The organism is Isoptericola halotolerans, from assembly GCF_013149785.1.
In the GTDB taxonomy this organism is placed as follows: domain Bacteria; phylum Actinomycetota; class Actinomycetes; order Actinomycetales; family Cellulomonadaceae; genus Isoptericola; species Isoptericola halotolerans.
The window spans coordinates 601,329-626,223 of the sequence record NZ_JABEZU010000001.1; the positions used below are offsets into that span (position 1 = coordinate 601,329).

Annotated in this window: 20 protein-coding genes; 8 read left to right on the plus strand and 12 right to left on the minus strand. The window is 73.2% G+C overall.

The features are described from left to right. Positions 1-2 precede the first annotated feature (2 nt). Genes HDG69_RS02910 through HDG69_RS02920 form a run of 3 tightly spaced genes read left to right on the plus strand, consistent with a single transcriptional unit; the run spans position 3 to position 4,503 of the window. Positions 3-986, plus strand: coding sequence for an alpha/beta hydrolase fold domain-containing protein (locus tag HDG69_RS02910; RefSeq protein ID WP_246255965.1), 984 nt, complete (start codon positions 3-5; stop codon positions 984-986). After that, the gene (locus HDG69_RS02915; RefSeq protein WP_171782263.1) at positions 986-3,040 is read left to right on the plus strand and encodes a bifunctional aldolase/short-chain dehydrogenase; all 2,055 of its coding nucleotides are present in this window, start codon (positions 986-988) and stop codon (positions 3,038-3,040) included. The genes HDG69_RS02910 and HDG69_RS02915 overlap by 1 nt, the downstream gene beginning before the upstream one ends. Next, positions 3,037-4,503 (plus strand): rhamnulokinase, encoded by a 1,467-nt coding sequence (locus HDG69_RS02920; protein ID WP_171782264.1) that lies wholly within the window; start codon positions 3,037-3,039, stop codon positions 4,501-4,503. Before HDG69_RS02915 ends, HDG69_RS02920 begins: the two co-directional genes overlap by 4 nt. A gap of 15 nt (positions 4,504-4,518) precedes the next feature. Here HDG69_RS02920 and HDG69_RS02925 read toward each other — a convergent pair whose 3' ends face one another. The 5 genes from HDG69_RS02925 to HDG69_RS02945 form a co-directional block, all read right to left on the minus strand. After that, positions 4,519-4,968 (minus strand): ATP-binding protein, encoded by a 450-nt coding sequence (locus HDG69_RS02925; protein ID WP_171782265.1) that lies wholly within the window; start codon positions 4,966-4,968, stop codon positions 4,519-4,521. Between the two features lie 135 nt (positions 4,969-5,103). Next, entirely contained in the window at positions 5,104-5,889 is a 786-nt protein-coding gene (locus HDG69_RS02930; RefSeq protein WP_171782266.1) for an ABC transporter ATP-binding protein, read from the minus strand. A 102-nt stretch (positions 5,890-5,991) separates the two neighbouring features. Then, a complete protein-coding gene (locus tag HDG69_RS02935) occupies positions 5,992-6,861 on the minus strand; it encodes a sugar phosphate isomerase/epimerase family protein (protein ID WP_171782267.1) in 870 nt (289 codons plus the stop codon). Next, positions 6,858-8,063 (minus strand): dihydrodipicolinate synthase family protein, encoded by a 1,206-nt coding sequence (locus tag HDG69_RS02940; RefSeq protein ID WP_216645250.1) that lies wholly within the window; start codon positions 8,061-8,063, stop codon positions 6,858-6,860. Before HDG69_RS02940 ends, HDG69_RS02935 begins: the two co-directional genes overlap by 4 nt. 59 nt (positions 8,064-8,122) lie before the next feature. Beyond that, positions 8,123-9,259: a Gfo/Idh/MocA family protein gene (locus HDG69_RS02945; protein WP_171783146.1), complete on the minus strand. Its 1,137-nt coding sequence runs from the start codon at positions 9,257-9,259 to the stop codon at positions 8,123-8,125. Positions 9,260-9,462: 203 nt separating this feature from the next. Between HDG69_RS02945 and HDG69_RS02950 the strand changes: the two genes are divergently transcribed. Then, positions 9,463-10,494: a substrate-binding domain-containing protein gene (locus HDG69_RS02950; RefSeq protein ID WP_171782268.1), complete on the plus strand. Its 1,032-nt coding sequence runs from the start codon at positions 9,463-9,465 to the stop codon at positions 10,492-10,494. A gap of 111 nt (positions 10,495-10,605) precedes the next feature. Here the strand turns inward: HDG69_RS02950 and HDG69_RS02955 are convergent, their stop codons facing one another. From HDG69_RS02955 to HDG69_RS02975, 5 genes are all read right to left on the minus strand, one after another. Further along, positions 10,606-11,808: a glycosyltransferase gene (locus HDG69_RS02955; protein ID WP_171782269.1), complete on the minus strand. Its 1,203-nt coding sequence runs from the start codon at positions 11,806-11,808 to the stop codon at positions 10,606-10,608. Positions 11,809-11,908: 100 nt separating this feature from the next. Beyond that, a complete protein-coding gene (locus HDG69_RS02960) occupies positions 11,909-12,577 on the minus strand; it encodes an ATP-binding protein (protein WP_171782270.1) in 669 nt (222 codons plus the stop codon). A 39-nt stretch (positions 12,578-12,616) separates the two neighbouring features. Then, positions 12,617-13,303: a LutC/YkgG family protein gene (locus HDG69_RS02965; RefSeq protein WP_171782271.1), complete on the minus strand. Its 687-nt coding sequence runs from the start codon at positions 13,301-13,303 to the stop codon at positions 12,617-12,619. Beyond that, positions 13,300-14,871 (minus strand): LutB/LldF family L-lactate oxidation iron-sulfur protein, encoded by a 1,572-nt coding sequence (locus HDG69_RS02970; protein WP_171782272.1) that lies wholly within the window; start codon positions 14,869-14,871, stop codon positions 13,300-13,302. Before HDG69_RS02970 ends, HDG69_RS02965 begins: the two co-directional genes overlap by 4 nt. Then, complete coding sequence (locus tag HDG69_RS02975; protein WP_171782273.1) at positions 14,868-15,659, minus strand: (Fe-S)-binding protein; 792 nt, start codon at positions 15,657-15,659, stop codon at positions 14,868-14,870. The genes HDG69_RS02970 and HDG69_RS02975 overlap by 4 nt, the downstream gene beginning before the upstream one ends. A 101-nt stretch (positions 15,660-15,760) precedes the next feature. Here HDG69_RS02975 and HDG69_RS02980 point away from each other — a divergent pair, with 101 nt between their 5' ends. The 3 genes from HDG69_RS02980 to HDG69_RS02990 are packed head-to-tail and all read left to right on the plus strand — an operon-like array spanning position 15,761 to position 17,006. Next, the gene (locus HDG69_RS02980; RefSeq protein ID WP_171782274.1) at positions 15,761-16,510 is read left to right on the plus strand and encodes an FCD domain-containing protein; all 750 of its coding nucleotides are present in this window, start codon (positions 15,761-15,763) and stop codon (positions 16,508-16,510) included. 41 nt (positions 16,511-16,551) lie between these two features. Then, a complete protein-coding gene (locus tag HDG69_RS02985; protein WP_171782275.1) occupies positions 16,552-16,737 on the plus strand; it encodes a DUF2283 domain-containing protein in 186 nt (61 codons plus the stop codon). Then, positions 16,734-17,006, plus strand: coding sequence for a hypothetical protein (locus HDG69_RS02990; RefSeq protein ID WP_171782276.1), 273 nt, complete (start codon positions 16,734-16,736; stop codon positions 17,004-17,006). Before HDG69_RS02985 ends, HDG69_RS02990 begins: the two co-directional genes overlap by 4 nt. 10 nt (positions 17,007-17,016) lie before the next feature. Here the strand turns inward: HDG69_RS02990 and HDG69_RS02995 are convergent, their stop codons facing one another. Beyond that, positions 17,017-17,757 carry a VOC family protein gene (locus HDG69_RS02995; RefSeq protein WP_171782277.1) on the minus strand — a complete coding sequence of 247 codons (741 nt, stop codon included), beginning with the start codon at positions 17,755-17,757 and terminating at the stop codon, positions 17,017-17,019. Between the two features lie 16 nt (positions 17,758-17,773). Next, positions 17,774-18,994 (minus strand): AGE family epimerase/isomerase, encoded by a 1,221-nt coding sequence (locus HDG69_RS03000; RefSeq protein WP_171782278.1) that lies wholly within the window; start codon positions 18,992-18,994, stop codon positions 17,774-17,776. A gap of 407 nt (positions 18,995-19,401) precedes the next feature. On the opposite strand from HDG69_RS03000, the gene HDG69_RS19300 reads away from it, so the two are divergent. Next, positions 19,402-24,837: a rhamnogalacturonan lyase family protein gene (locus HDG69_RS19300; protein WP_171782279.1), complete on the plus strand. Its 5,436-nt coding sequence runs from the start codon at positions 19,402-19,404 to the stop codon at positions 24,835-24,837. The last annotated feature ends 58 nt before the right edge of the window (positions 24,838-24,895 follow it).

Sequence of the window (24,895 nt, forward strand, 5' to 3'; positions counted from 1 at the left end):
CCATGACCATCACCGACCGGGTCCTCGACGGCCCTCACGGAAACCTCCCCGTCCGCCTCTACGGGCCAGAGACCGAGGACCCGCCGGTCGCCGGCCTGGTCTGGGCGCACGGAGGCGGATTCATGCACGGCGACCTCGACATGGCCGAGGCCGACCACGTCGCCCGCACGCTTGCGCAGCGCGGCATCGTCGTCGTGAGCGTCGACTACCGCCTGTGCCCCGAGATCGACTGGTCCGACCCGGAGGCGTCGATCGCCGCCGGAGGCGTGCGGTTCCCCGTCGCGCACGACGAGCTCGTCTTCGTGTTCCGCTGGTCCGTCGCCGCCGGGCTCGGCGCACCGGCCGGCACCTGGTCGCTGGGCGGTGCCAGCGCGGGCGGCAACCTCGCGGCAGGTGCGTCGCTGCGCCTGCGCGACGACGCCGTCCGCGAGCACCCGGAGGCGTACGGCAGGACCGCGGTCACGCCGTCGGGCACCCCCGTGGCGGACGCACCGACGTCGGGCACGGTGCAGGTGACGCCGCGCAGCGTGCTGCTCGCCTACCCGGTCGCGCACGAGCGGCTCCCGGAGCCGACGGCGGAGCTCGCCGCGAAGATCGCGGGCCTGCCCGCGGACCGCAACTTCCCGCCCGAGGTCGTGCGCGTGATGAACGCCAACTACCTGGGGCACCGCGAGGGATCGCACTCGCCGTACGCGTTCCCCGGCGGGAGCGACCTGAGCGGGCTGCCGCCGACTCTGGTCGTCAACTCGGATCACGACGCGCTGCGGTCGTCGGGTGAGGCGTACGCCGCCGAGCTCGCCGCCGCCGGCACCGACGTGCTGGTCGCCCGCGAGGACGGCACCCTGCACGGCCACCTCAACGACCCCGAGCACCCCGGCTGCGCCCGCAGCCTCGACCGCATGACCACCTGGCTGACCAGCCCGCTCGTGGGCACCACCCACGAGCCGCTGCTCGCCGTCCTGGACGAACCACTACGGAGCAACTGATGACGAACGACACCGTCGCCTCCCTCGTCGAGCGGTCCAACCGCCTGGGCGCCGACCCGAAGAACACCAACTACGCCGGGGGCAACACCTCCGCCAAGGGCGTGGCGACCGACCCCGTGACGGGGCAGGACGTCGAGCTGCTGTGGGTCAAGGGCTCCGGCGGGGACCTCGGTACCCTCACCGAGAAGGGCCTCGCGGTGCTGCGCCTCGACCGCATGCGGGCCCTGGTGGACGTCTACCCGGGCCTCGAGCGCGAGGACGAGATGGTCGCGGCGTTCGACTACTGCCTGCACGGCAAGGGTGGCGCGGCGCCGAGCATCGACACCGCCATGCACGGGCTGGTCGACGCCGCGCACGTGGACCACCTGCACCCCGACTCCGGCATCGCGATCGCCACGGCGGCGGACGGCCCGGAGCTCACGCAGAAGATCTTCGGCGGCAAGGTCGTGTGGGTGCCGTGGCGCCGTCCCGGGTTCCAGCTCGGGCTCGACATCGCGAAGATCAAGGCGGAGCACCCCGACGCGATCGGCACCGTCCTGGGCGGGCACGGCATCACCGCGTGGGGCGACACGGCCGAGGAGGCCGAGGCGAACTCCCTGTGGATCATCGACACCGCGGCGGCCTACATCGCCGAGCACGGCCAGGAGGAGCCGTTCGGGCCTGCCCTCGACGGCTACGGAGCCCTGCCCGCGGACGAGCGCCGTGCCAAGGCCGCCGCGCTCGCCCCCCACCTGCGCGCGATCGCCTCCCAGGACAAGCCGCAGGTCGGGCACTTCACCGACTCCGACGTCGTCCTGGACTTCCTCGCCTCCGCGCGGCACGCGGAGCTGGCCGCGCTGGGCACGTCCTGCCCGGACCACTTCCTGCGCACCAAGGTCAAGCCGCTGGTCGTCGACCTGCCGGGCACGGCGAGCGTCGAGGAGATCGTCGAGCGCCTCCCCGCGCTGCACGAGGCCTACCGCGCCGACTACACCGCCTACTACGAGCGCGGCGCCGCCGAGGCGCGGGCGAAGGGCGAGGAGCCGCCGGCCATCCGCGGCGCGGACCCGCTGATCGTCCTCGTCCCGGGCGTCGGGATGTTCTCCTACGGCGGCGACAAGCAGACCGCGCGCGTGGCCGGCGAGTTCTACGTCAACGCCATCAACGTCATGCGCGGCGCGGAGGCCCTGTCCACCTACGCCCCGATCGACGAGTCCGAGAAGTTCCGCATCGAGTACTGGGCGCTGGAGGAGGCCAAGCTGCAGCGCAAGCCGAAGCCGAAGCCCCTGGCCACCCGCGTCGCGTTCGTCACGGGCGCGGCGTCGGGCATCGGCAGGGCCATCGCCGAGCGCCTGGCCGCCGAGGGCGCCTGCGTCGTCGTCGCGGACCTGGACCTGGAGAAGGCCCGCGCGGTCGCAGCCGAGATCGGGAACGCCGACGTCGCGATCGGCGTCGCGGCGAACGTGGCCGACGAGGCCGCGGTGCAAGCCGCCCTGAACGAGGCCGTGCTGGCGTTCGGCGGCGTCGACATCGTGGTGAACAACGCCGGGCTGTCCCTGAGCAAGTCGCTGTTCGAGACCACCGAGGCCGACTGGGACCTGCAGCACGACGTCATGGCCAAGGGCTCGTTCCTCGTCGCGAAGAACGCCGCGCGCATCCTCGTGGACCAGAAGCTCGGGGGCGACGTCATCTACATCTCGTCGAAGAACTCGGTGTTCGCCGGACCGAACAACATCGCGTACTCCGCCACCAAGGCCGACCAGGCCCACCAGGTGCGGCTGCTGGCCGCCGAGCTCGGCGAGCACGGCATCAAGGTGAACGGCATCAACCCCGACGGCGTCGTGCGCGGTTCCGGGATCTTCGCCTCCGGCTGGGGCGCCAACCGCGCCAAGACCTACGGCATCGACGAGCAGGACCTGGGCGCCTTCTACGCCCAGCGCACCCTGCTCAAGCGTGAGGTGCTGCCGGAGAACATCGCCAACGCGGCGTTCGCCCTGTGCACGGCCGACTTCTCGCACACCACCGGTCTGCACGTGCCCGTCGACGCGGGTGTGGCGCAGGCGTTCCTGCGATGAGCGGCTTCGTCGCGGTCGACCTCGGGGCCACCAGCGGGCGGGTGATGCTCGGCGTGGTCGCCGGCGAGGCCGGTGGCGAACGCGTCGACCTCACCGAGGTGGCGCGGTTCGGCAACGGGCCGCTCGAGGTGCCGGCCGGCGCGACGACGGCGCTGCACTGGGACGTGCTGCACCTGTGGCGGGGGATCCTCGACGGCCTGCGCGCCGCCGGGGCCCTCGCCCGGGAGCAGGGAGTGGAGATCGCCGGGATCGGGATCGACTCCTGGGCCGTGGACCACGGGCTCTTCGCGGCCGACGGCTCCCTGCTGGGGAACCCGCGCCACCACCGCGACCCCCGGCTCGCCGGGGTCGCGGAGGAGGTGCTCGGCAGGCTCGGTCCGGGTGAGCACTACGCGGTCAACGGGTTGCAGACGTTGCCCTTCAACACGGAGTTCCAGCTCGTGGCCGCCCGCCACGACGCGGTGTGGCCGTTGACGGAGTCGATCCGGCTGATCCCGGACCTGCTCGGCTCCTGGCTCACCGGAGTCACCGTCGCGGAGGTCACCAACGCCTCGACCACCGGGCTGCTGGACGCGACCACGCGCCGGTGGTCGCAGCCTGTCCTGGACGCCCTGGCGCGCGAGTACCCCGAGCTCGGTGACGTGCGCGCCCGGCTGGCCGACGTCGTCGAGCCGGGGACCGTGGTCGGCCACCTCACCGACGCCGTGCAGACCGCCACCGGGCTCGGGGCGGTGCCGGTCGTCGCGGTGGGGTCGCACGACACGGCCTCGGCCGTCGTGGGTGTCCCCGCCGCGGACGAGCGGTTCGCCTACGTGTCCTCGGGGACGTGGTCGCTGGTCGGTGTCGAGCTCGACGCCCCGGTGCTGACCGAGGAGAGCCGCCGCGCGAACGTCACGAACGAGCTCGGCGTCGACGGCACGGTGCGGTACCTGAAGAACGTCATGGGGCTGTGGGTGCTCTCCGAGACGCTGCGGACCTGGCGCGAGGCCGGCACCGAGGTCTCGCTCGCCGACGCGCTGGCCGCGGCCGAGGCGGCGGAGCCGGGCCGCACCGTCGTCGACGTCGACGCTGCGGAGTTCCTGCCACCCGGCGACATGCCTGCGCGCCTCGCGGCCGCGGCACGGGCGGCCGGGCAACCGGTGCCCGACGGCGTCGGGCAGGTCGTGCGGTGCATCCTCGACTCGCTCGCCGACGCCTACCGCCGGGTGCTGGCGGAGGTCACGCGCCTGTCCGGGCGCGAGGTCGACGTGCTGCACGTCGTGGGCGGCGGGTCGCAGAACGAGCTCCTGTGCCGCCTCACGGCGCAGGCGACGGGGCTGCCCGTCGTCGCCGGGCCCGTGGAGGGCGCGGCGCTCGGCAACGTCGTCGTCCAGGCGCGGGCCGCCGGGACGCTCGCGGGTGACCTGACCGCGCTGCGCGCCGTCGTGCGGCGTTCCTCCCACCTGCGCCGCTACGACCCCTGACCCGCGCGTGAGCGCTCACACGGCGTCGTCAGAAGGAGCGACGACGAACCGCGCCCAGACGTGCTTGGCGCCGTCGGGGGTCCGGTACCAGCCGACGTCGTCGGCGACCTTCAGGGTGAGCTGGAGGCCGAACCCGCCCGCGCCGAGCGCGCGGTCGAACGTGAGCACAGGAGGGTCGTCGGGCGCCCGGTCCCGCACCGAGATGGTGACGGCGGCGCCGTCACGGACCACGTCCAGGCGGGCCGGGCCGCCGGCGTGCTCCAGCGCGTTGGCGGTCAGCTCGCTGGCGATCAGGATGATGTTCTGCGACGAGGCCCGGGTGAGCCCCGGTGCCACCCCCGGCGGGTCGCACGCGCAGAGGGCGTCCTCCAGGCGCGAGCGCACCGCGGCCAGCTCGTCGACGTGCGCGACGGTCCAGCTGTCGATGAGGGTGGCGGCGATCGAGGTGACGGCGTCCTCGGTCATGACGTCGCCGTCGTCGTGCCGTCTGGGGTGAGCATCGCTACTCCTCGTCGTGGGCCGCCTCGGCCCCGGTCCGCGACGACACTACCTCCGTCCCGACGGGACTGCCCGTCGTGACGGGGCGGTGTGACGAACGGATCAGAGGAAGCGTTGGACCGCCTGCGGAGCCGCCTCGGCGAGCTCGCGGACGGACGGGTGCGTCGACTCGGCGAGCACCGTCGACAGGGGGCCGGAGGCCACGAACGTGCCCTCCGCCAGCACGTGCACCGTGGGGCAGAGCCGCTCGACGAGCTCGAGGTCGTGGGTGACCAGCAGCACCGCGGTGCCCAGCGACGCCGCGGCGTCACCCAGGCGGCGGACGACCTCGCCGCGCATGGCGGGGTCGACGGCGGTGAGCGGCTCGTCCAGGAGCAGGGCGTCCGGCCGGGTCGCCAGCGCCATCGCGAGTGCGACCCGCTGCTTCTCCCCGCCCGAGAGGGTGCCGACCTGGCGGGGGGCGAAACGCGGTTCGAGCGCGACGTCCTCGAGCAGCTCCTCCACCGTGCTGCCGCTGGGGCGGCCTGCCTTGCGGGCGTCGGAGAGAGCCTTGGCGACGACACGGTCGACGGTGGTCCGCGGTTCGACGCCGCCGATCCCCTCCTGCGCGACCCGGCGGACCTGGGTGCGGAACGCCTTCTTGTCCCGCAGCCCGATCCGGGTGACGGTGCGCCCGTTCCAGGTGACGCGACCGGCGGTGGGCTTCACGGCACCGGTCAGCGCCCGCACGATGGTGGACTTGCCCGCGCCGGAGGGGCCGATGATCCCCACGGGGGCGTCACCGGTGGCCAGGGCGAGATCGATGCCGTGCACGACGTCGGCGCCGCCGTAGCCGGCAGCCAGGCCGTCGGCGCGGAGGATCGGGGTGGTGTCGGCGTGCGTGCTCATGAGGAACCTCGGTGCTGTGGACGAGTGGTGGCCCGCCGACGGAAAGGGTGTCGGCGGGCCACACCGTATGACGAACGGCGCCCGGGGCGAGTTCCCCCGCGCTCAGAGGTGCGGCAGGACGTGCTGCGCGAACCGTGCGCCCACGGTCGCGGCGGTCTCGGCGGGAGGTGCCGCCCAGATCTCCTCGTTGAAGATCTCCGTCTCCACGTCCCCGGTGTACCCGGCCTCGGCGACCCACCGCGAGACGGTGGCGAAGTCGATGTAGCCGTCGCCGACGTGACCGCGAGAGTTCAGCGCGGCGGGCGCGAACGGCAGGTTCCAGTCGCACACCTGGTAGCCGGCGATCCGGCCCTCGCGGCCGGCCCGCTGGATCGCCGCCTCCAGCGCCGGGTCCCACCACACGTGGTACGTGTCCACGACGACGCCCACGGTGCGGGCGTCGAACGGCGCGGCGAGGTCGAGCGCCTGGCCGAGCGTGGACACGACCGCGCGGTCGGCCGCGAACATCGGGTGCAGCGGTTCGAGGACGATCCGCACGCCGTGCTTCTCGGCGACCGGTGCGAGGTCGGCCAGCCGGTCCGCGACCCGACGGCGCGTGGCCACCAGGTCCCGGTCCGTGCCGGGCGACGGGGGAGCCTCGGGCGCGGAGCCCGGCAGGCCGCCGACGACGAACACGAGCTCGGACGTACCGACCTCGGCCGCCTCGATGAGCGCCCGCTCGTTGTCGGCCACCGCCTCCCGGATGCCCTCGGCGGACGTCGCGGTGAGGAAGCCGCCGCGGCACAGGGACGACACGCGCAGCCCGGCGTCCTCGACGATCTTGCGGGCGGTCCCGGCCCCGGACTCCTGCACCTGGTGGCGCCAGAGCCCGACAGCACCCATCCCGGCGGAGGCCGCCGCCTCGACGGCCTCCGTCAGGGTGGCGTGCTTGACCGTCGCGGTGTTGAGCGAGCAGCGGGACAGGTCGCTCATGAGTCCGCCCCGTTCACGGTCAGCAGTGCCTGCAGGCGGGCCGCGGCGGTGTCGGGCGCGAGCAGCATCCCGCAGTCGTCGGCGAGGCGGGCGAGCTCGACGAGGTGCGCCACCGAGCGCCCGGAGTGCAGCCCGCCCACGAGCTGGAAGCCGGGCTGGAACCCGTTCAGCCAGGACAGGAACGCCACACCCGTCTTGTAGTAGTAGGTCGGCGCCGCGAAGATGTGCCGGCCCAGCTTCTCGGTCGAGGCGAGGATCGCGTGACCTCGTGCTGCCGCCCCCTGCTCACCGTCGAGCGCGGCGTCGAACGCCTGCAGCGCCGTCGACGCCGCGGGGTAGACCGCCGCGAAGATCCCGAGCAGGGCGTCGGAGTACCCCTGCTCGTCACCGGCGATGAGCTCCGGGTAGTTGAAGTCGTCGCCGGTGTAGAGCCGCACGGGTGATCCCTCGAGCGCGGCCAGCGCCCGGCGCAGGCCGATCTCGTGCTGGGCGTCCAGCAGCGACACCTTGACGCCGTCGACCTTGTCCTGGTGGGCCGTGATGAGGTCCAGGAACGTGGCGGTCGCCGTGTCCACCGAGTCCGAGCCCCAGTACCCGGCCAGGGCCGGGTCGAACATGGTCCCCAGCCAGTGCAGGATCACCGGGCTGTCGGCCTCGGCGAGGACGGCGTCGTAGACGCGGGCGTAGTCCTCGGCCGAGCGGGCGACCTTCGCCAGGGCGCGCGAGGCCATGACGATGACGCGGGCGCCGGACTCCTGGACCACGCGCACCTGCTCGCGGTAGGCGTCGACGACGGCGGCGAGACCCTCCTCACCCGGCTGGACGGCGGCCGGGTCGAGCTGGTCGGTGCCCGCCCCGCAGGCGATCGAACCGCCCACGGAGGCGGCCTCGGCGGCCGAGCGACGGACGAGCTCCTGCGTGGCGGCCCAGTCGAGCCCCATGCCGCGCTGGGCGGTGTCCATGGCGTCGGCGACGCCCAGACCGTGCGACCAGATGCTGTGCCGGTAGGCGAGGGTCGAGTCCCAGTCGACGACGGCGGGCGCGCCGGGCACGTTCTCGGCCCCGACCTGGGGCACGACGTGCGCCGCGGCGAAGGCGACCCGGGACCGCAGCGGCCCGTCCGGCCTCCGCCACGGGCCGGGCGCGTTGAGCTCGCGCACCTCGGTGCCGACGAGCCGGCCGCCGTCGTCGAACCGCGGCAGGCGGACGGTGACGCCGGACCCGGTGAGCGTCGGTGCCCCGGGAGGGGCGGTCACGGCGCTCACAGCGAGATCTCCGGCACGTCGAGACGGCGACCCTCGGCGGACGAGCGCAGGCCGAGCTCGGCGAGCTGCACACCCCGCGCGGCGGACAGCAGGTCGAAGCGGTGCTCGCGCCCGGCGACGACGTCGCGCAGGAACTCCTCCCACTGCGCCTTGAAGCCGTTCTCGACCTCGGCGTTGGCGGGGACGTCGGCCCACTGCTCGCGGAACTTCTCGGTGGTGGGCAGGTCGGGGTTCCAGACCGGCTTGGGGGTGTGGGCGCGCTGCTGGGCGACGCAGGAGAAGAGCCCGGCGACGGCGGAGCCGTGGGTGCCGTCGACCTGGAACTCGACGAGCTCGTCGCGGTGGACGCGCACCGCCCAGGAGGAGTTGATCTGCGCCACGACGGGGTCGCCGCCGGGCGTCTCGATCTCGAAGATGCCGTACGCGGCGTCGTCGGCGGTGGCGTCGTAGGGCTTGCCCTGCTCGTCCCAGCGGGTGGGGATGTGCGTGACGGTCTGGGCGTTGACGGTCTTGACCGAACCGAGGATGCCCTCGAGGACGTAGTTCCAGTGGCAGAACATGTCGGTGGTCATGCCACCGCCGTCCTCCTTGCGGTAGTTCCACGAGGGCCGCTGGGCGGGCTGGTGCTCGCCCTCGAAGACCCAGTAGCCGAACTCGCCGCGCAGGGACAGGATGCGGCCGAAGAAGCCCTCGTCGACGAGCCGGCGCAGCTTGACCAGGCCGGGCAGGTAGAGCTTGTCGTGGACGACGCCGGCGGTCACGCCGGTCTCGTCGCGCAGCTGGGCGAGCTCGATCGCCTCGGCGAGGGTCTCCGCGGTGGGCTTCTCGGTGTAGATGTGCTTGCCGGCCTTCATGGCCTTGGCGAGGGTGGCGGGGCGCAGGTTGGTCATCGCGGCGTCGAACACGATGTCGGTGTCGTCGGCGTGGACGAGGCCGTCGAGGTCGGTCGTGTACTCGGTGATGTCGTGCTGCTTCGCGAGGTCGGCGAGCTTGGACTCGTTGCGGCCCACGAGGATCGGCTCGACCTGGACGCGGGAGCCGTCGGGGAGCGTGACGCCGCCCTGCTCGCGGATCGGCAGGATCGAGCGCAGGAGGTGCTGGCGGTAGCCCATGCGGCCGGTCACGCCGTTCATGGCGATGCGCAGGGTGCGGGTGGTGCTCACTGGCGGGGACTCCTTCGTCGGGGCACCGGGGGCGGTGCTCGTCGCTGAGCGCGCTCCAGAGGGAATGCGCTTTCCGGTCTCACGGTAAGGTGTCTGCGGCGGTGCGTCAAGCAGCCGCCGCCCGGCGGGAGGAGTGCCGCCCGCCCGGGGCCCCAGCGGACCAGGAGGTGCCCGTGGCCAGACCGCGGCTGCAGGACGTCGCCAACCATGCCGGGGTGTCCCTCGCGACGGCCTCCCGGGTGCTCAACGGCTCCTCACGTCAGCCAGGACCCGAGCTCGTCGAGCGCGTCCGGGCCGCCGCCGCCGACCTCGGCTACGTCGTCAACGCCCAGGCGCAGGCGCTGGCGAGGTCACGGACCGGGCTGCTCGGGCTCGTCGTCCAGGACATCTCCGACCCGTACTTCTCCTCCATCGCCGCCGGCGCCCAGGCCGCCGCCCGCGAGCACGGGCGCATGGTGCTCCTCGCCTCGACCGAGCGGGACCCCGATGCCGAACGAGACGCCGTCGCAGCCTTCGCCGCGCACCGCGTCGACGCCATCGTCGTCGTCGGTACCCGGTGGTCGCCCGAGGAGGACGCCCCGGTCGCCGCCGAGCTGGAGACGTTCGAGGCCGGGGGCGGGCGCTCCGTGGTCGTGGGGCAGCCGCTCGGCTCGGCCCGCGTCGTGCGGCCCCCCAACGCCGAGGGCGCCGCCGACCTCGCCGCCGCGCTGCGCGACCAGGGCCACCATCGGTTCGTGCTCCTCAGCGCCCCCGACCGCGTCGTCACCGCCCAGGAGCGGGCCGGGGCGTTCACCGCGGCGGTCACGGCCGGCGGAGGAGAGGTGATCGAGGTCGTCGAGCAGCAGTTCTCCCGCGACGGCGGGTACGCCGCCGGCGACCGGGTCGCCGAGATCGCCCGCGAGTCCGCCGACGCCGGCCTCGATGCGCCCTGCGTCTTCGCCGTCACCGACGTCATGGCCATCGGCCTCATCGCCCGGCTGCGAGAGCTCGCGGTCACCGTGCCCGACGACGTCCGGGTCGCGGGCTTCGACGACATCCCCACGCTGCGCGACCACGTCCCCTCGGTCACCACCGTGACCATCCCGCTGGAGGAGATGGGGCGCCTGGCCGTCGCCGCGGCGGTGGCGGAGCAGGGAGCCGAGCCGGGTGCCGCCGTCGGGCACGAGGTCGTGCTGCGCCGGTCGACGGCGCGTCCGCCCCGCTGACCCTGCGCCGAACATGCCGTGACGACCGCCGAACATGTCGTGACGGCCCGTCCGGACGTCCGGACAGGCCGTCACGACATGTTCGGCGGTCGTACGGCCGCGGGGCCGCGGTCAGACGGCGATGCGCAGCCCCGTGCCGCGGACGGCCTGCTCGAGCACCTGGGCGTACCCGGACAGCATCCGCACGTGGCTGAACCGTTGCCGGGCCGCTGTCAGGGCCCCGCGCAGCTCGCCCCGGCGCGCTGCCGCCTCGATCCACGTCTCCGCGATCTCCACGGCGTCGAACCCGGTGACGAAGCCGATGCCGGCCACGAGTCGGGCGCTGTCCCCGACGGGCGTGGTCACCGGGACGGCCCCGCACATCGCGCCCTCGATGAGGCACAGGGGTGCGGCCTCGCCGAACGCCGAGGTGAGGGCCACGACGTCCGCGATCGCGTAGACGTGCTCCATGTCGCGCCGCACGCCCCACGCGTGCACCCGGCCCAGCAGGTCCGGCCGGTCGGCGAAGGTCTCGTCGAGGTCGGCGACGAGGCCGGGGTTGTCCAGGGTCATCCCCGCGCCGCACATCACGACGTGCCCGGCGTCGTCACGTCCCAGGAACTCCCGGGCGGCGGCGAGGAACAGCCGAGGGTTCTTCATGGCGTCGTAGCGGGCCGCGTAGGCGACGAGCGTGGCATCAGCGGGGATCCCCGCTGCCCCGCGCAGGGCGAGGCGCCGCACACGACGCAGGGGGTGGAACCGGGTCAGGTCGATCCCGTTGGGCACGACCCGCAGCAGGTGCTCCGGGACGCCGGCCGCGGCGTAGGCGTCGCGGGTGGACTCGGCGCAGCACACGGCCGCGGCGAGCAGGCCGCTGTCGGCCGCGGCGCGCAGGTCGTCCAGGGCGGCGCCCGAGTGCTCCGGGTCGGAGCGGTGCAGGCATGCGACGACCGGCCGCTGGGGGAACCCCGCCTCGTTGACCAGCCGTAGCGGCTGCTCCTTGAGCGACATCACGACGTCGACCCCGGTGGCCTCTCGTGCCGCGATCTCCATCTCGGCGTCGGTGAACCGGCGGGGGTCGTGGTCGTCGTCGGTGGACCTGCCCAACGTGGCGACCCGGACCCCGGCGGCGCGCAGCGTGCGGAACCGGGGGTCGTCCTCCATGTGCTGCAGCATCGTCTCGCGGCGCACCGCGCTGTACAGGCTGAGCGCCGAGTGCTGCTGGTGGCCGTGGGCGTGCAGCCCGGCCACCACCGTCGAGTGCAGCACCCGGGCGCCGCCGGAGAAGAAGCCCTCGTAGAGGGACAGGACACGCAGCGAACTGTGCTCGAACATGGCGACCACCTCCTGTCACCAGAGTGAGGTGGGGTGATGTGGGGTGGGTGACCTGCGTGTTACGTCTTCATGACACTTTCGCGGGTGTTGCGGGCCGGACTCATGCTCCGCCGGCCGTGCGCAGCGACCGGATGTCTCGCTCGGCCTGCGCGGGCGTCGCGGCGCGGCACCCGAGTCCCGTCCACCGCCGCACCAGCGCGGGCTCCGCGCGCAGCAGGCCCCAGCCGCGGCGCAGGAGCGTCGGCAGCGGCTTGCGCGCCTCGGCCACGTCCCGCAGGAGACGGAACCAGAAGGTCACGAGGCGGGGTCGCGAGAGGCAGAGGGCGTCGGCGAGGAACCCCTCGGCACGGCAGTCAGCGACGAGCTCGGCAGCGAAGACGCCCTCGGCGAGGACCACCGGCTCGCCCCGGGCCTCGACGACCGCGGTTCCCGTGCGGCGCGAGGTGGGGATGTCGTAGACGGGCAGCTCGGCGCGTCCCGTGGTGGCGAGCGTGCGCAGCGCCTCGAGCGCGCCGTCGTGGTCCCAGCTGGCCGGGTCGTCCCAGTCGACGATCCCGTAGGCGTGCGGCATGCCGGGGTGGTCGGCGTCGCGGTAGAAGTCGTCGAGCATCACCACGGGCAGTCCCAGGCGCCGGGTGAGCGCCGACTTGCCGCTGCCCGACGCACCGGTCAGAAGCACGATCCGCGTGGCCGGGCGGCGTGCCTCCGGGGGGACGTCGAAGAGCGCGTCGGACACCGGTGCGGGTTCGGGCAGATCGCTGTCGGTCACGGGAGCCCATTGTGAGGCACCCGCAGCGCGAAGGCTGGGTCAGGTGACCAGGAGCACGTGGAGGGTGCGGGGGCCGTGCACGCCCTCGACCCGGTCGAGCTCGATGTCGCTGGTGGCGCTCGGTCCGGAGATCCACGTCTGCGGGCGCTCGGGGTGCGCCGCCAGGATCCGGACGGCCTCGGGGATGGTCTCCACGACCTGGTCGGCGCGCACCACGCACAGGTGAACGTCCGGGACCAGCGAGATCGCCCGCCGTCCCTGGTCGGGCCCGCCGTCCAGGACGATCGTGCCGGTCTCCGAGCACGCCACCCGCGCAGCGGTCAGCACGGCGCCGATCGCGTCGAGGTCGGTCGCGCCCAGCGGCGAGTCCGGGCCGGCGTGCGTGTCTCTGTGCACGACGACGTCGCCCGGCAGCGGGGCGAGCCACGCCTCCTCCAGCCCGGACGGCACGACGACGGAGCCCGCCCCGCCGAGGACCTCGGCGACCGCGTCCGGGAGCTCGTCCTCGGACACGACCTGGACGTGCGCCTGGTAGTCCTCGAGCCGGTCCACGAGCTGGGTGAGCACCTCCGGCGATCCGGGCTCGTGCTCGCCGGCCGCCCGGTAGGCCCGGGGCACCTCCACGACGCCCGGCGTCGTGCCGATCTTGCCGGCCGCCGTCGTGCCCACGCCGGAGCCGCCCAGCGCGGCCCGCACCCGGTTCAGCACGTCCTCGCGCGCGCTCATCGCTCGCCCCCGTCCTGCTCGCCGTGCTCGTGCTCGGCCATCCACTGCCGGAACGTCTCGTCGGGCGGTGCCGGCAGGTCCCGGTCCCGCGTCCAGGCCGACGCCGGTGGTGGGGCCTTCGAGATGACGCCGTCGCGCCCGCCCAGACCGTGCCCGAGCGTGGCCGCGCGGCCGGCGAGACCGAACCGGCCGCCGTCGGACATGACCCAGGACGCCGCCTTCATGGCGGCCCGCCACGGGTCGACCTTGTGCTTGCCGCGGTCGGCGTCGACCTCGCGGGCGCGCAGGTCCACCAGGATGGACGGGATGTCGATCTTCACGGGGCACACGTCGTAGCAGGCGCCGCACAGCGTCGAGGCGTAGGGGAGCGAGGCGTTGACGTCGTCGGCGCCGGAGACCCCTCCGGAGGCAGCGGTGAGCTGCGGGGTGAGGATCGCGCCGATGGGGCCGGGGTAGACCGACCCGTAGGCGTGGCCGCCGACCCGCTCGTACACCGGGCACACGTTGAGGCACGCCGAGCAGCGGATGCAGTGCAGCGCGCTGCGGCCGACCTCGTCGGCGAGGACGTCGGTGCGCCCGTTGTCGAGCAGCACGAGGTGGAACTCCTGCGGGCCGTCCCCAGGGGTGACGCCCGTCCACAGCGAGGTGTACGGGTTCATGCGCTCGCCGGTGGAGGATCGCGGCAGGAGCTGCAGGAACACCTCGAGGTCGGTGTAGGTGGGGATGAGCTTCTCGATGCCCATCACCGTCACGAGGGTCTCGGGGAGGGTCAGGCACATGCGGCCGTTGCCCTCGGACTCCACCACGGCCAGGGTCCCGGTGTCTGCGACCCCGAAGTTCGCGCCGGACACCGCGACCTTCGCCGAGAGGAACTTGCGCCGCAGGTGTGCGCGGGCGGCCATGGCGAGCTCGCGGGGGACGTCGGACAGGTCCGGCGGGGCGTCACCCATCCGCGCGAGGAAGATGTCCCGGATCTCGGCGCGGTTGCGGTGGATGGCGGGCACGAGGATGTGCGAGGGCATGTCGTCGGCGAGCTGGACGATCAGCTCGGCCAGGTCGGTCTCGATCGCGGCGATGCCCTCGTCGGCCAGGTGCTCGTTGAGGCCGATCTCCTGGGTGGCCATCGACTTGACCTTGACGACCTCGTCGGCGCCCTTGGCCTGCGCGATCTCGGTGACGATGCGATTGGCCTCGGCGGCGTCCCGGGCCCAGTGCACGACGCCGCCGCGCGCGGTGACGTTCTCCTCGAGCTGAGCCAGGAGGTCCGGCAGCTGCGCCATGACCTGCTCCTTGACCGCCGATCCGGTGTCGCGCAGCGCCTCCCAGTCCGGCACCTCGTCGACGACGGCGGCCCGCTTGCCGCGGATGGTGCGGGTGGCGTGGCCCAGGTTCTTGCGGAGCTGTTCGTTCTTCAGGGTGTGCTTCGCCGCGGCCGGGAAGGACTCGCCCCAGCGCAACGGCTCGTCGGGGTGGGGGACGGCGCCCCAGGGCTCGGCGGCGCTCGCGGCCGTCGCGCCGTCGTCGGGCACGCGCCGCCGCAGGCCGGGGAGGCCGAGGAACGTGCTCATCGGGCCACCTCCGGCGTGCGGGTACGGGGCAGGGGTGTCGGCTCCTCGCGGGTCGAGGCGAGGATCTCCGCGAGATGCATGGTGCCGACCCCTGCCCGCTGCCGGGAGAGCCCGCCGCCGATGTGCATGAGGCAGGAGTAGTCGCCGGCGGTGACCACCTGTGCCTCGGTGGAGCGGACGTTCGCCGTCTTGTCCGCGAGCATCGCGGCCGAGGTGTCCGCGTTCTTCAGGGCGAACGTCCCGCCGAACCCGCAGCAGGACTCGGCCTCCGGCAGCTCGACCAGGTCGATGTCCGTCACCGCGCGCAGCAGCTGCAGCGGCTTGTCGCCCACGCGCAGCATCCGCAGCGAGTGGCAGGTGGGGTGGTAGGTGACGCGGTGGGGGAACCAGGCGCCGACGTCGCGCAGGCCGAGCACGTCGACGAGCAGCTCGCTCAGCTCGTAGGTCTTCGCGGAGACGGCCTCGGCGGTGCTGGCGAGGTCGTCGAGTCCGGCGCGGCGGCACACCATGGCCTGCTGGTGGCGGATCGACCCGGTGCACGAGCCGGAGGGGACGACGACGGCGTCCCACTCGCCGTCGGCCGCGGGGGCGAACGTCTCGACGTGGTTGCGGATGACGGGCACGGCCTCGTCGAGGTAGCCGGTGTTGACGTGCATCTGCCCGCAGCACGCCTGGCCGCGGGGGAAGACGACGTCGTGGCCGAGCCGTTCGAGCAGGCGGACGGTGGCGCGCGGCGCGCCGGGGAACAGGGTGTCCGCGATGCAGGTCGCGGCGAGGGCGATGCGCAACGTCCGGCTCCTTCGGCGGGGTGGCAGGGCTGATCCGTGCTGTGGTCCGACCACTGTAGCCCACTCGCCGGCTGTGGTCAGACCACGGCTAGGATCGTGGCGTGCGCACCCACGAGAAGGTCCTGGCCCGCATCGAGTCCGAGCTCGCCGCGGGCCGTTGGGCGCTCGGCGAGCGTCTCCCGGCCGAGCGGGCGCTCGCCGAGGAGCTGGGCGTCTCCCGGCCGTCCGTGCGCGAGGCCCTGCGCATCCTGGAGGCGATGGGGATCATCCGCACCGCCGTGGGCTCGGGGCCCGACGCCGGCGCCACCGTCATCGACCGGCCCGCCGCAGGCCTCGGCGCCGCGGTCCGGCTGCACGTGGCCTCCGGGACCCTGCCCGTGCACGACGTCGTGAGCACGCGCGTCGCGCTCGAGACCTGGGCCGTGCGGCAGGCGGCGCTCGCGGCCGGTGCCGACGATGCAGCGCCCGACGCCGACGACGGGACGGAGGCCCACCGGCTCGTGCGGGCGATGGCGGTGCCCGGCCTCGCCGTGGAGGAGTTCGTGCGGCTGGACCAGGACTTCCACCTGGCCATCGCGCGCCGGGCGGGCAACCAGCTCGTCGAGGCGATCCTCACCGGCCTGCGCAGCGCCGTGCGCGACTACGTGGCCCGGGGGATGGCGGGGCTGCCCTCGTGGCCGGACACCGCGCGACGGCTGTGCGCCGAGCACGAGGAGATCCTCGACGCCGTGACCGCCGGGGACGCGGACCGCGCCGAGCGGGCCGTGCGCGACCACATCGTCGGCTTCTCCCGCGAGGCCGGGCTCGCCGGGGCCGGGACGACGGGCCATCCGGAAGGAGGGAACCGATGAGTGCCGAAGCTGTTCCTCTTCGGCTCGACCATGACCGAGAGGTGGACGCTGCCTACATCAACCTCACCGGGCGGGATCTGGTCGACGGAGAGGCCATCACCCAGATCCAGGTCGAGGACCCCCGGCTGCACGGCACGATCGTCATCGACCTCGACGGGGACGAGCGGGTGCTGGGCATCGAGCTCGTCGGGTTCGAGGAGATGAAGGCCGGGATCGTCCCCCGATGACCTCCGGTGACGACATCGCAGCGGACCTTCGCCAGTTCGCCGAGCTGGCGCGCTCGTCGCGGGCATGGAGCGTGGATGTCGACGAGCCGACATCCGCGTGGCGCACCGTGAGGGTGACGGTGTCCCGCGGCGATGGATTCGTGACCCTCTTCGAGGACAACGAGCAGGTCTGCTGGATGTCGAGCGCGGTGCCGCACTCGACGCCGGCTCGGAGCAGGGAGCCCGGAGAGCTGATCGGTCTCGTCGAGGAGCTCTGGGACGGGGCCTGAGGAGTGCGCGTCAGCGCACCCCGAGGACGCAGAAGTCGTTGCCCTCCGGGTCCGCGAGGCAGACCCAGGGGACGTCGTCGCCCTGGCCGACGTCCGCGTCGGTGGCACCCAGCGAGCGCAGCCGTGCCAGCTCGGCCGCCGGGTCACCGTCGCGGTGCGACAGCACGTCGAGGTGCACCCGGTGGTGCACCGTTCCCGGGTCGGGGTGCCGGACGAGCTCGAGGTACGGGCCGACGCCCTGCGGCGCCCGGAGCCGCACGAGGTCGTCGGAGGCCTCGTGCCGGGTCCAGCCGGTGACCTCGCGCCAGAACGCCCCCAGTGCGCGCGGGTCCGTGCAGTGGACGACGACGGCGGCGATCGGCCCGGTGTCCCGGTAGACGTCCCGGGGCTCCAGCACGCAGAAGACGTTGCCCTCCGGGTCGGCGAGCACCGTCCAGGGGACGTCTCCCTGGCCGATGTCCGCCGGTGTCGCGCCGAGCCCGACCAGGCGGGCGACCAGCTCTGTGTGGTGCTCGGCCGAGGAGGTCGCGAGGTCGAGGTGCGCGCGGTAGCGGACCGACTCGGGGTCCGGGACGGCGACGACGTCCACGCAGAGCGCGGTGGGGTCCGGCCAGTCGAAACCGGGCGGCTCGACGTTCGCCACTCCCGGTGCCTCGCTGGACAGGTCCCAACCCAGGGCATCGGCCCAGAACCGGCCGATCGCCGTCTCGTCGCGGGCCTTGATGTTCACCTGGACCAGCTGCAGCACCATCGTGCGCCAGCGCCGGTCAGATGGCGCCCGAGCCGGCCCGGCCGGCGGACTCGGCGAAGGAGCCGGCCAGGGGAAGGTCCGGGACGAGGAGGGCCTGGACCGCGTGGTAGATGTCCGGCTTGCCGGCCCACACCTCACCGGCCGGCTGGTCCGCGGCGTCGAGCTCGTGGTGCCAGGAGCCGCGCTCGGGGTCGACGAACCGGTCGCGGACCAGCTCCCACCAGGCGGCTGCCTGCTCCGCGTAGCGAGCGGAGCCGGTGACTCGGGCGAGGACCTCGGCCGCGGCGACGGCCTCGGCCGCCACCCAGTGGAAGCGTCGGCGTTCCACGGGTTCGCCGGACCAGTCGACCGTGTACACGAACCCGGTGCCGTCGAACCCGTCGGACAGCGCACGGTCGAACAGGTTGACGGCCGCCTCGGTGCGGCGGCCCACCTGCTCGGACGCGACGTCGAGCTGGAGCAGCAGGCGGGCCCACTCGAAGCCGTGCCCGGGGGTGGAGCCGTAGGGCTTGAACTGGTCGTGCGGGCGGTCGGCGTTGAACTCGAGGTCCGGTGCCCACTCGGCCGTGAAGTGCTCGGGGATGCGCCAGCCGTTGTCCTGCGCCCAGGCCGCCGTCCGGTCGACGACGCGGGCGGCCCGGTCCCGCCACCGGGCGTCGCCGGTGGCGTCGGAGGCCGCGAGCAGGGCCTCGACGCCGTGCATGTTCGCGTTGATGCCCCGGTAGGTCGAGAGCTCGAGCCAGGGGCGGTCCCACTCGTCGGCGAGCAGGTCGGACTCGGTCTCCCAGAACCGCTCGTCGAGCACGTCGAGCGCCTCGCCGAGCAGGGCCTCGGCACCCGGTCGTCCCGCCTGGGACGCCGAGGAGGCGGCCAGCACCACGAACGCGTGGGCGTAGGCGGCCTTGGTGCCGTCGACGGCGTCGCCCGGGCCGGACGACGCGAACCAGCCGCCGTGCTCGTGGTCGTGCAGCGTGCCGGTCAGCCCGGCGAGCGCCCGGTCGACCCGCTCGCCGCAGTGCGGCACGCCGAGCAGGTGACCGAGGGCGTAGGTGTGCGCCATGCGCGAGGTGATCCAGGTGTGGACGGGCTGACCCGTGTCCGGGCGACCGTCGTCGTCGAGCCACGTGGCGCCGTCTGATCCCTCGACCGACGGCGCGCCGAACTCCAGGAGCTCTCGGACCTGCTCGGCACGCCAGGCGGCGTCGGGCTGGCGGGGGGTGCTGGCCTCGTGAGGCATCGGGGTCCTCTCCGGCGGGGCCGGTCGTCCCGGTGCCTCCGCTGTGGTGGTCCTGCTCCCTGACGGCGGTGCCAGGTGCGCGGGGCCAATCTCTCATGCGGGCTGCCCGGCCTCAACCGTCGCCGGCGGGATCGACCGCGACGCGGTGCGCCGGGTGCTGACCTGGTGTGGACAACGCCGTGACGAGCGGGCATGATGACGACGACGCGCGGATTGAATCCATTCATTAAATCCGTTGAACCAACCTCACCGACGAGGGCGCGTCACCGGCCGAGGCCGGACTCAACGACGAGACGACGAGGTGAACCGTGCAGCAGCCCGACAGGCTCTCACGTGCCGAGCGTGAAAGCGCTTACCGGCACCGTTCGACCACACCACCCCCGAGCCGCCGCCCAGCCCGAGGCCTGGTGGCCGGCGCTGCCGCCGCGGCCCTCGTGCTGCCGCTCCTGCCCGCCACGGCGGTCGCGGCCGACGACGACGCCGTCTGGCTCTTCGACTTCGGCACCCCCGACAGCCCCGTCGCCGAGGGGTACGAGCGCGTGGACCCCACCACCGCCTACGACGAGGACGCAGGCTTCGGCATCACCTCCGGTGACGTCGCCGCCCGCGACCGGTCGACGGACGTCGACCCGCTGACCGGCGACTTCGTGCTCGGTGCCGAGTGGGAGTTCGCCGTCGACGTGCCGGACGGGACCTACGACGTCGAGGTGTGGGTCGGGGACACCCTCGCCGGCACCTCCAGCGTGCGCACCACCGTCGCCCCCGAGGGCGGGGCCGGCACCAACATCACCGCCGACGCCGAGCAGACGAGCAGCGGCACGCTGACGGCCGAGGTCTCCGACGGGCAGCTCAACCTCGGCATCACCGGCAAGGGGTACGGCTACGTCAACGGCCTGCGGATCACCCAGGTCGCCGACGACTCCGAGGAACCGGGCGACGGCGGCGCTGAGCCCGGCGAGGAGCCCGACGACGGCGACGGCGCGCCCGGCCCGGCGAACCTGCGCGTCGCGGCAGCGAGCGACGGCGAGGTCGTCCTGCGCTGGAACGAGGTCTCCGGCGCCACCGGGTACACGCTGACCCGCAGCGACGCCGTCGACGGCGACTACACCGAGATCGCCGCCACCGGCGCCCGCGAGGTCTTCTTCGCCGACACCGACGTCGACACCTCGGCGGTGAGCTACTACCGCGTGCACGCGGTCACCGGCGACGGCACCACGGCGGCCTCCGCGCCCGCGGTCGGCACCCTGTCGAGCGAGCCGAACTTCCCCGAGGGCGGCACGCTGCACATCGACCTGGGCTCCGGCGCGGTCGACGGTGACGCCGTCGTCGTCGACGCCGACACCGCCTACGACGCCGAGAACCGTCTCGGGTTCGTCGACATCTCCGTGGTGACGGCCACCGACCGCGGCGGGGACGACGCGCTGCGCGGCGACTTCGTGACCGCCGACGGCGCCGAGCTCGTCATCGACCTGCCGAACGGTGACTACACGGTCGCCGTCGTCGCCGGCGATGCCGAGGCGGCCACCGACGTCGCGATCACCGCCGAGCAGATGGCCAAGGTGCAGCCCACCGAGAAGCCCGCGGGCGAGTTCCTGGAGATGGAGTTCGACCTCGCGCTCGTGGACGGCCAGCTCAACCTGCAGCTCGCCGGCAGCGCCGCGAACCTCAACGGTCTGACGATCACCCGCCAGGACGACCGGGACGCCGCCGACCAGTCCACCGTGTACGTCACCGGCGACTCCACCGTGCAGACCTACGACCCCTACTGGGCCCCGCAGGCCGGCTGGGGGCAGATGATCGAGCGCTACCTGTCCGACGACGTCGTGGTCGACAACCACGCGATCGGCGGACGGTCCTCGAAGAACTTCATCAGCCAGGGCCGTCTCGACGAGGTCCTGACCCAGATCCGCCCGGGCGACCACCTCTACGTCCAGTTCGGGCACAACGACAACAGCTACGGCGTCGACGACCGCTGGGCGGGCCCGGGCGACTACTACTACTACCTGCGCACGTTCATCGACGGCGCCGTGCAGCGCGGTGCGCAGCCGATCGTCGTCACGCCGGTCTCGCGCCGGTCGTTCGATGCCGCCACTGGCCAGTTCAACGTGTCCTTCCCGGAGTACGTGGACGCCGCGACCCGGGCCGCGGCCGACACCGGCACCCCGCTGGTCGATCTCTCGGCCTCGTCGCGGGCCTTCCTCGACGAGATCGGCCCCGAGGAGGCCAAGAGCGTGTTCCTGCACGTGCCGGCCGGGGTCTATCCGAACCGGCCGCAGGGCACCACGGACGACACCCACTTCCAGGAGTACGGCGCCATCCAGATGGCCCGGCTCGTCGCCGTCGGCACCGCCGAGCTGGACGTCCCGCTCGCGGGCGAGGTCGTCGACGCAGAGCCGCCCGCCGAGGTGCCGGACGCACCTGCCGGGCTCGTGGCGGGCAACGTCTCGGCCACGAGCGTGACCCTGTCGTGGACCGAGTCCGAGGGTGCGGACATCTACCGCGTGCTGGCCCGGACCGGGGACGGCGACTTCGGCCTGGTCGCCAGCTCGACGGTCGGCGTCGCCGAGGTGACCGGCCTCGAGCAGGGCACCTCGTACGACCTGCGGGTCGTGGCGGTCAACGGCCGGGGCGAGTCCGCGCCGTCGGCCACCCTGTCGGTCACCACCAAGGCGCCCCTGTACAAGTTCGACGTGCAGGTCTCCGGCAACAGCACCCAGGACGGCTACACGGCCTTCGACGAGACGACGCTGTACACCGCCGAGCGCGGGTACGGGTTCACCTCGGACTCCGGTCCGGGAGGCCGCGACCGCGGCACCGGCGACGGGGCGCTGAACGACCTGCAGCGGGACTTCCTGCTGCCTGGCACCGGCCACCCGATGCGCTTCGACGTCCCCAACGGCACCTACGCCGTCGAGGTGATCTGGGGTGACCTCATCGGCACCGCACGCCTCGGCGTGACCGTGCAGGGTGTCGACCACGGGTCGGCCAACGCAGGCCGGGGCAGCACCTCCAGCAAGATCGTCCAGCCCGTGGTCGTCACCGACGGCAAGATCGACGTCGTCGCCGACGGCTGGCTGAACGGCCTGGAGATCACCTCGCTCCTCTACGCGCCGACCGAGCTCGTCGCCGGTGACGTCTCGATCGACGGGGCCGACGTCTCGGTGCCGCTGTCGTGGCAGCCGGCGCAGGACGTCGCCGGCTACCGGGTCTACCGGCAGGCGGAGGGCGCGAGCCGTCCGACGGCCCTGGCGGACGTGGACGCGACGGAGCTGGTCGACACCACGGCCGACGTCGGGCTGAGGTACACCTACACGGTCGTCGCGCTCGACGCGGCGGGCAACGAGTCGGTCGCGTCCAACGCGGTCGAGCTCACCACGGTGGATGCCGACGCCGAGCCTGCCGCGACCCCCACGGGCCTGGCCGTCACCGGCATCGAGAAGAACGCCGTGTCGCTCGCCTGGGAGCCGTCCGAGGGTGCGCTGTTCTACCACGTCTACCGTGCCGACAAGGCTGGTGACCTGGTGCTCGTGGACCGCACCGACGACCCGGAACACCGGGACACGGACGTCCTCACCACCATCGGGTACACGTACGCGGTGGCCTCGGTGAACGCGGGTGGCGTCTCCGAGCTGTCGGGGACCGTCACCTCGGACGCCGTGACCGAGCTGGCCCGGCAGGCGGAGCGCACCGGCCGTCAGCCCGTCGCAGCAGTGTCCGACGACGGGGTGTACGTCGGCTGGCGCATGCTGGGCGACGACCCCGAGGAGATCGCCTTCCACGTCTACCGCGACGGGGAGCGGATCACCGCCGAGCCGGTCACGGGATCGACGAACCACGTGGACGCGGAGGGCACGCAGGACGCGACCTACCGGATCTCCGCCGTCGTCGACGGGACCGAACGCTGGGCCACGGGGGACTTCGTGCCGTGGGACGGCCAGACCCTCGACATCCCGCTGAACACCCCGCAGGACGGCACCACCCAGGACGGCCAGCCGTACTCCTACAGCGCGAACGACGTGTCCGTCGGCGACGTCACCGGCGACGGGCAGTACGAGTACATCGTCAAGTGGAACCCGTCCAACGCGAAGGACAACTCGCAGTCGGGCTACACCGGCAACGTCTACCTGGACGCCTACACCCTGTCCGGCGAGCAGCTGTGGCGCATCGACCTGGGCCACAACATCCGTGCCGGGGCGCACTACACCCAGTTCCAGGTGTACGACTACGACGGCGACGGCAAGGCCGAGATGATCGTCAAGACCGCCGACGGCACCGTCGACGGTCAGGGGACGGTCATCGGCGACGCCCGGGCCGACTTCCGCAGCTCGGCGGGCTACGTCCTGTCCGGGCCGGAGTTCCTCACCGTGTTCGACGGTGAGACCGGGGCCGCGATCGACACGATCGACTACGTGCCGCCGCGCGGCGACGTCGGCTCGTGGGGCGACGGGTACGGCAACCGCGTGGACCGTTTCCTGGCGGCCACGGCCTACCTGGACGGGGAGACCCCGACGGCGATCTTCTCGCGGGGCTACTACACCCGGGCCGTCATCGCGGCGTTCGACTTCGACGGGTCCGAGCTCACCGAGCGGTGGGTCTTCGACTCCGACGTCGAGGGCGACCAGTACCGCGGCCAGGGCAACCACGACATGCAGGTGGCCGACGTCGACGGGGACCAGAAGGACGAGATCGTCTTCGGGTCCATGACCGTCGACGACGACGGCACGGCGCTGTACAACACCCGTCTCGGGCACGGTGACGCCATGCACGTCGGCGACTTCGATCCCTCGCGTCCGGGCCTCGAGATGTTCGCGGCCCACGAGGACATGCGGGCGTCGGGCAACCGGGGCGGCACGTTCCGCGACGCCGCCACGGGGGAGGTCCTGTGGTCCGTCCCGGCGCAGGTCGACACCGGCCGGGCCGCGATGGGTGACATCGACCCCCGGTACGACGGCGCCGAGGGCTGGGCCATCGGCGGCGACGGGGCGTGGAACTCGCCGGTCGGCTACCTGATGTCCGCCAGCGGGGAGCTCATCTCCGAGAACATCCCGGCGGCGAACTTCCTGACCTGGTGGGACGGCGACCTGCTGCGCGAGATCGGCGACCACGACTGGGACGCCGACTCCTCCACGGGTGTACCCACCATCGCCAAGTGGGACTGGGAGAACGAGACCGAGGTCGAGCTGTACCGGGCCGAGGGCACGCTGTCGAACAACAGCACCAAGGGCAACTTCTCGATCCAGGCCGACCTGTTCGGTGACTGGCGCGAGGAGATCGTCACGCGCACCGAGGACTCGTCCGCGCTGCGCATCGCGACGACGGTGATCCCCACCGAGCACCGCCTGCGGACACTGATGTCGGACCCGCAGTATCGCCTCGCGGTGGCCTGGCAGAACACCGCCTACAACCAGCCGCCGCACACCTCCTACCACCTGGGTGAGGGCATGGAGGCCCCGGAGGCGCCGCGGCTGGCGTACACCTCCGAGGCGGAGCCGGGTGAGATCGTGCCGGGCGAGACCGACCCGGGCGAGACGCCCGCCGCCTGGTCGGCGGACACCGTCTACACGGGGGGCGACCGCGTGGAGCACGACGGCGTCGTCTTCGAGGCGCTGTGGTGGACGCGCGGCGAGGAGCCCGGGTCCTCGCCGTGGGGTGCCTGGCAGGAGATCGGCCCGGCCGGTGAGCCGGCGCCGGAGTGCGGGGCCCTGTGGACCGCCAGCCGCATCTTCGTCGCGGGCGACCAGGCCGTGCACGAGGGCGCCCTCTGGGAGGCCAAGTGGTGGACCCGCAACCAGGAGCCCGGCGCCAGCCCGTGGGGTCCCTGGGAGCAGGTCGGCGAGTGCTGAGCTGACCTGAGCAACGGCCGGGGGTCGTCGTCGCGTACGCGGCGGCGACCCCCGGCCG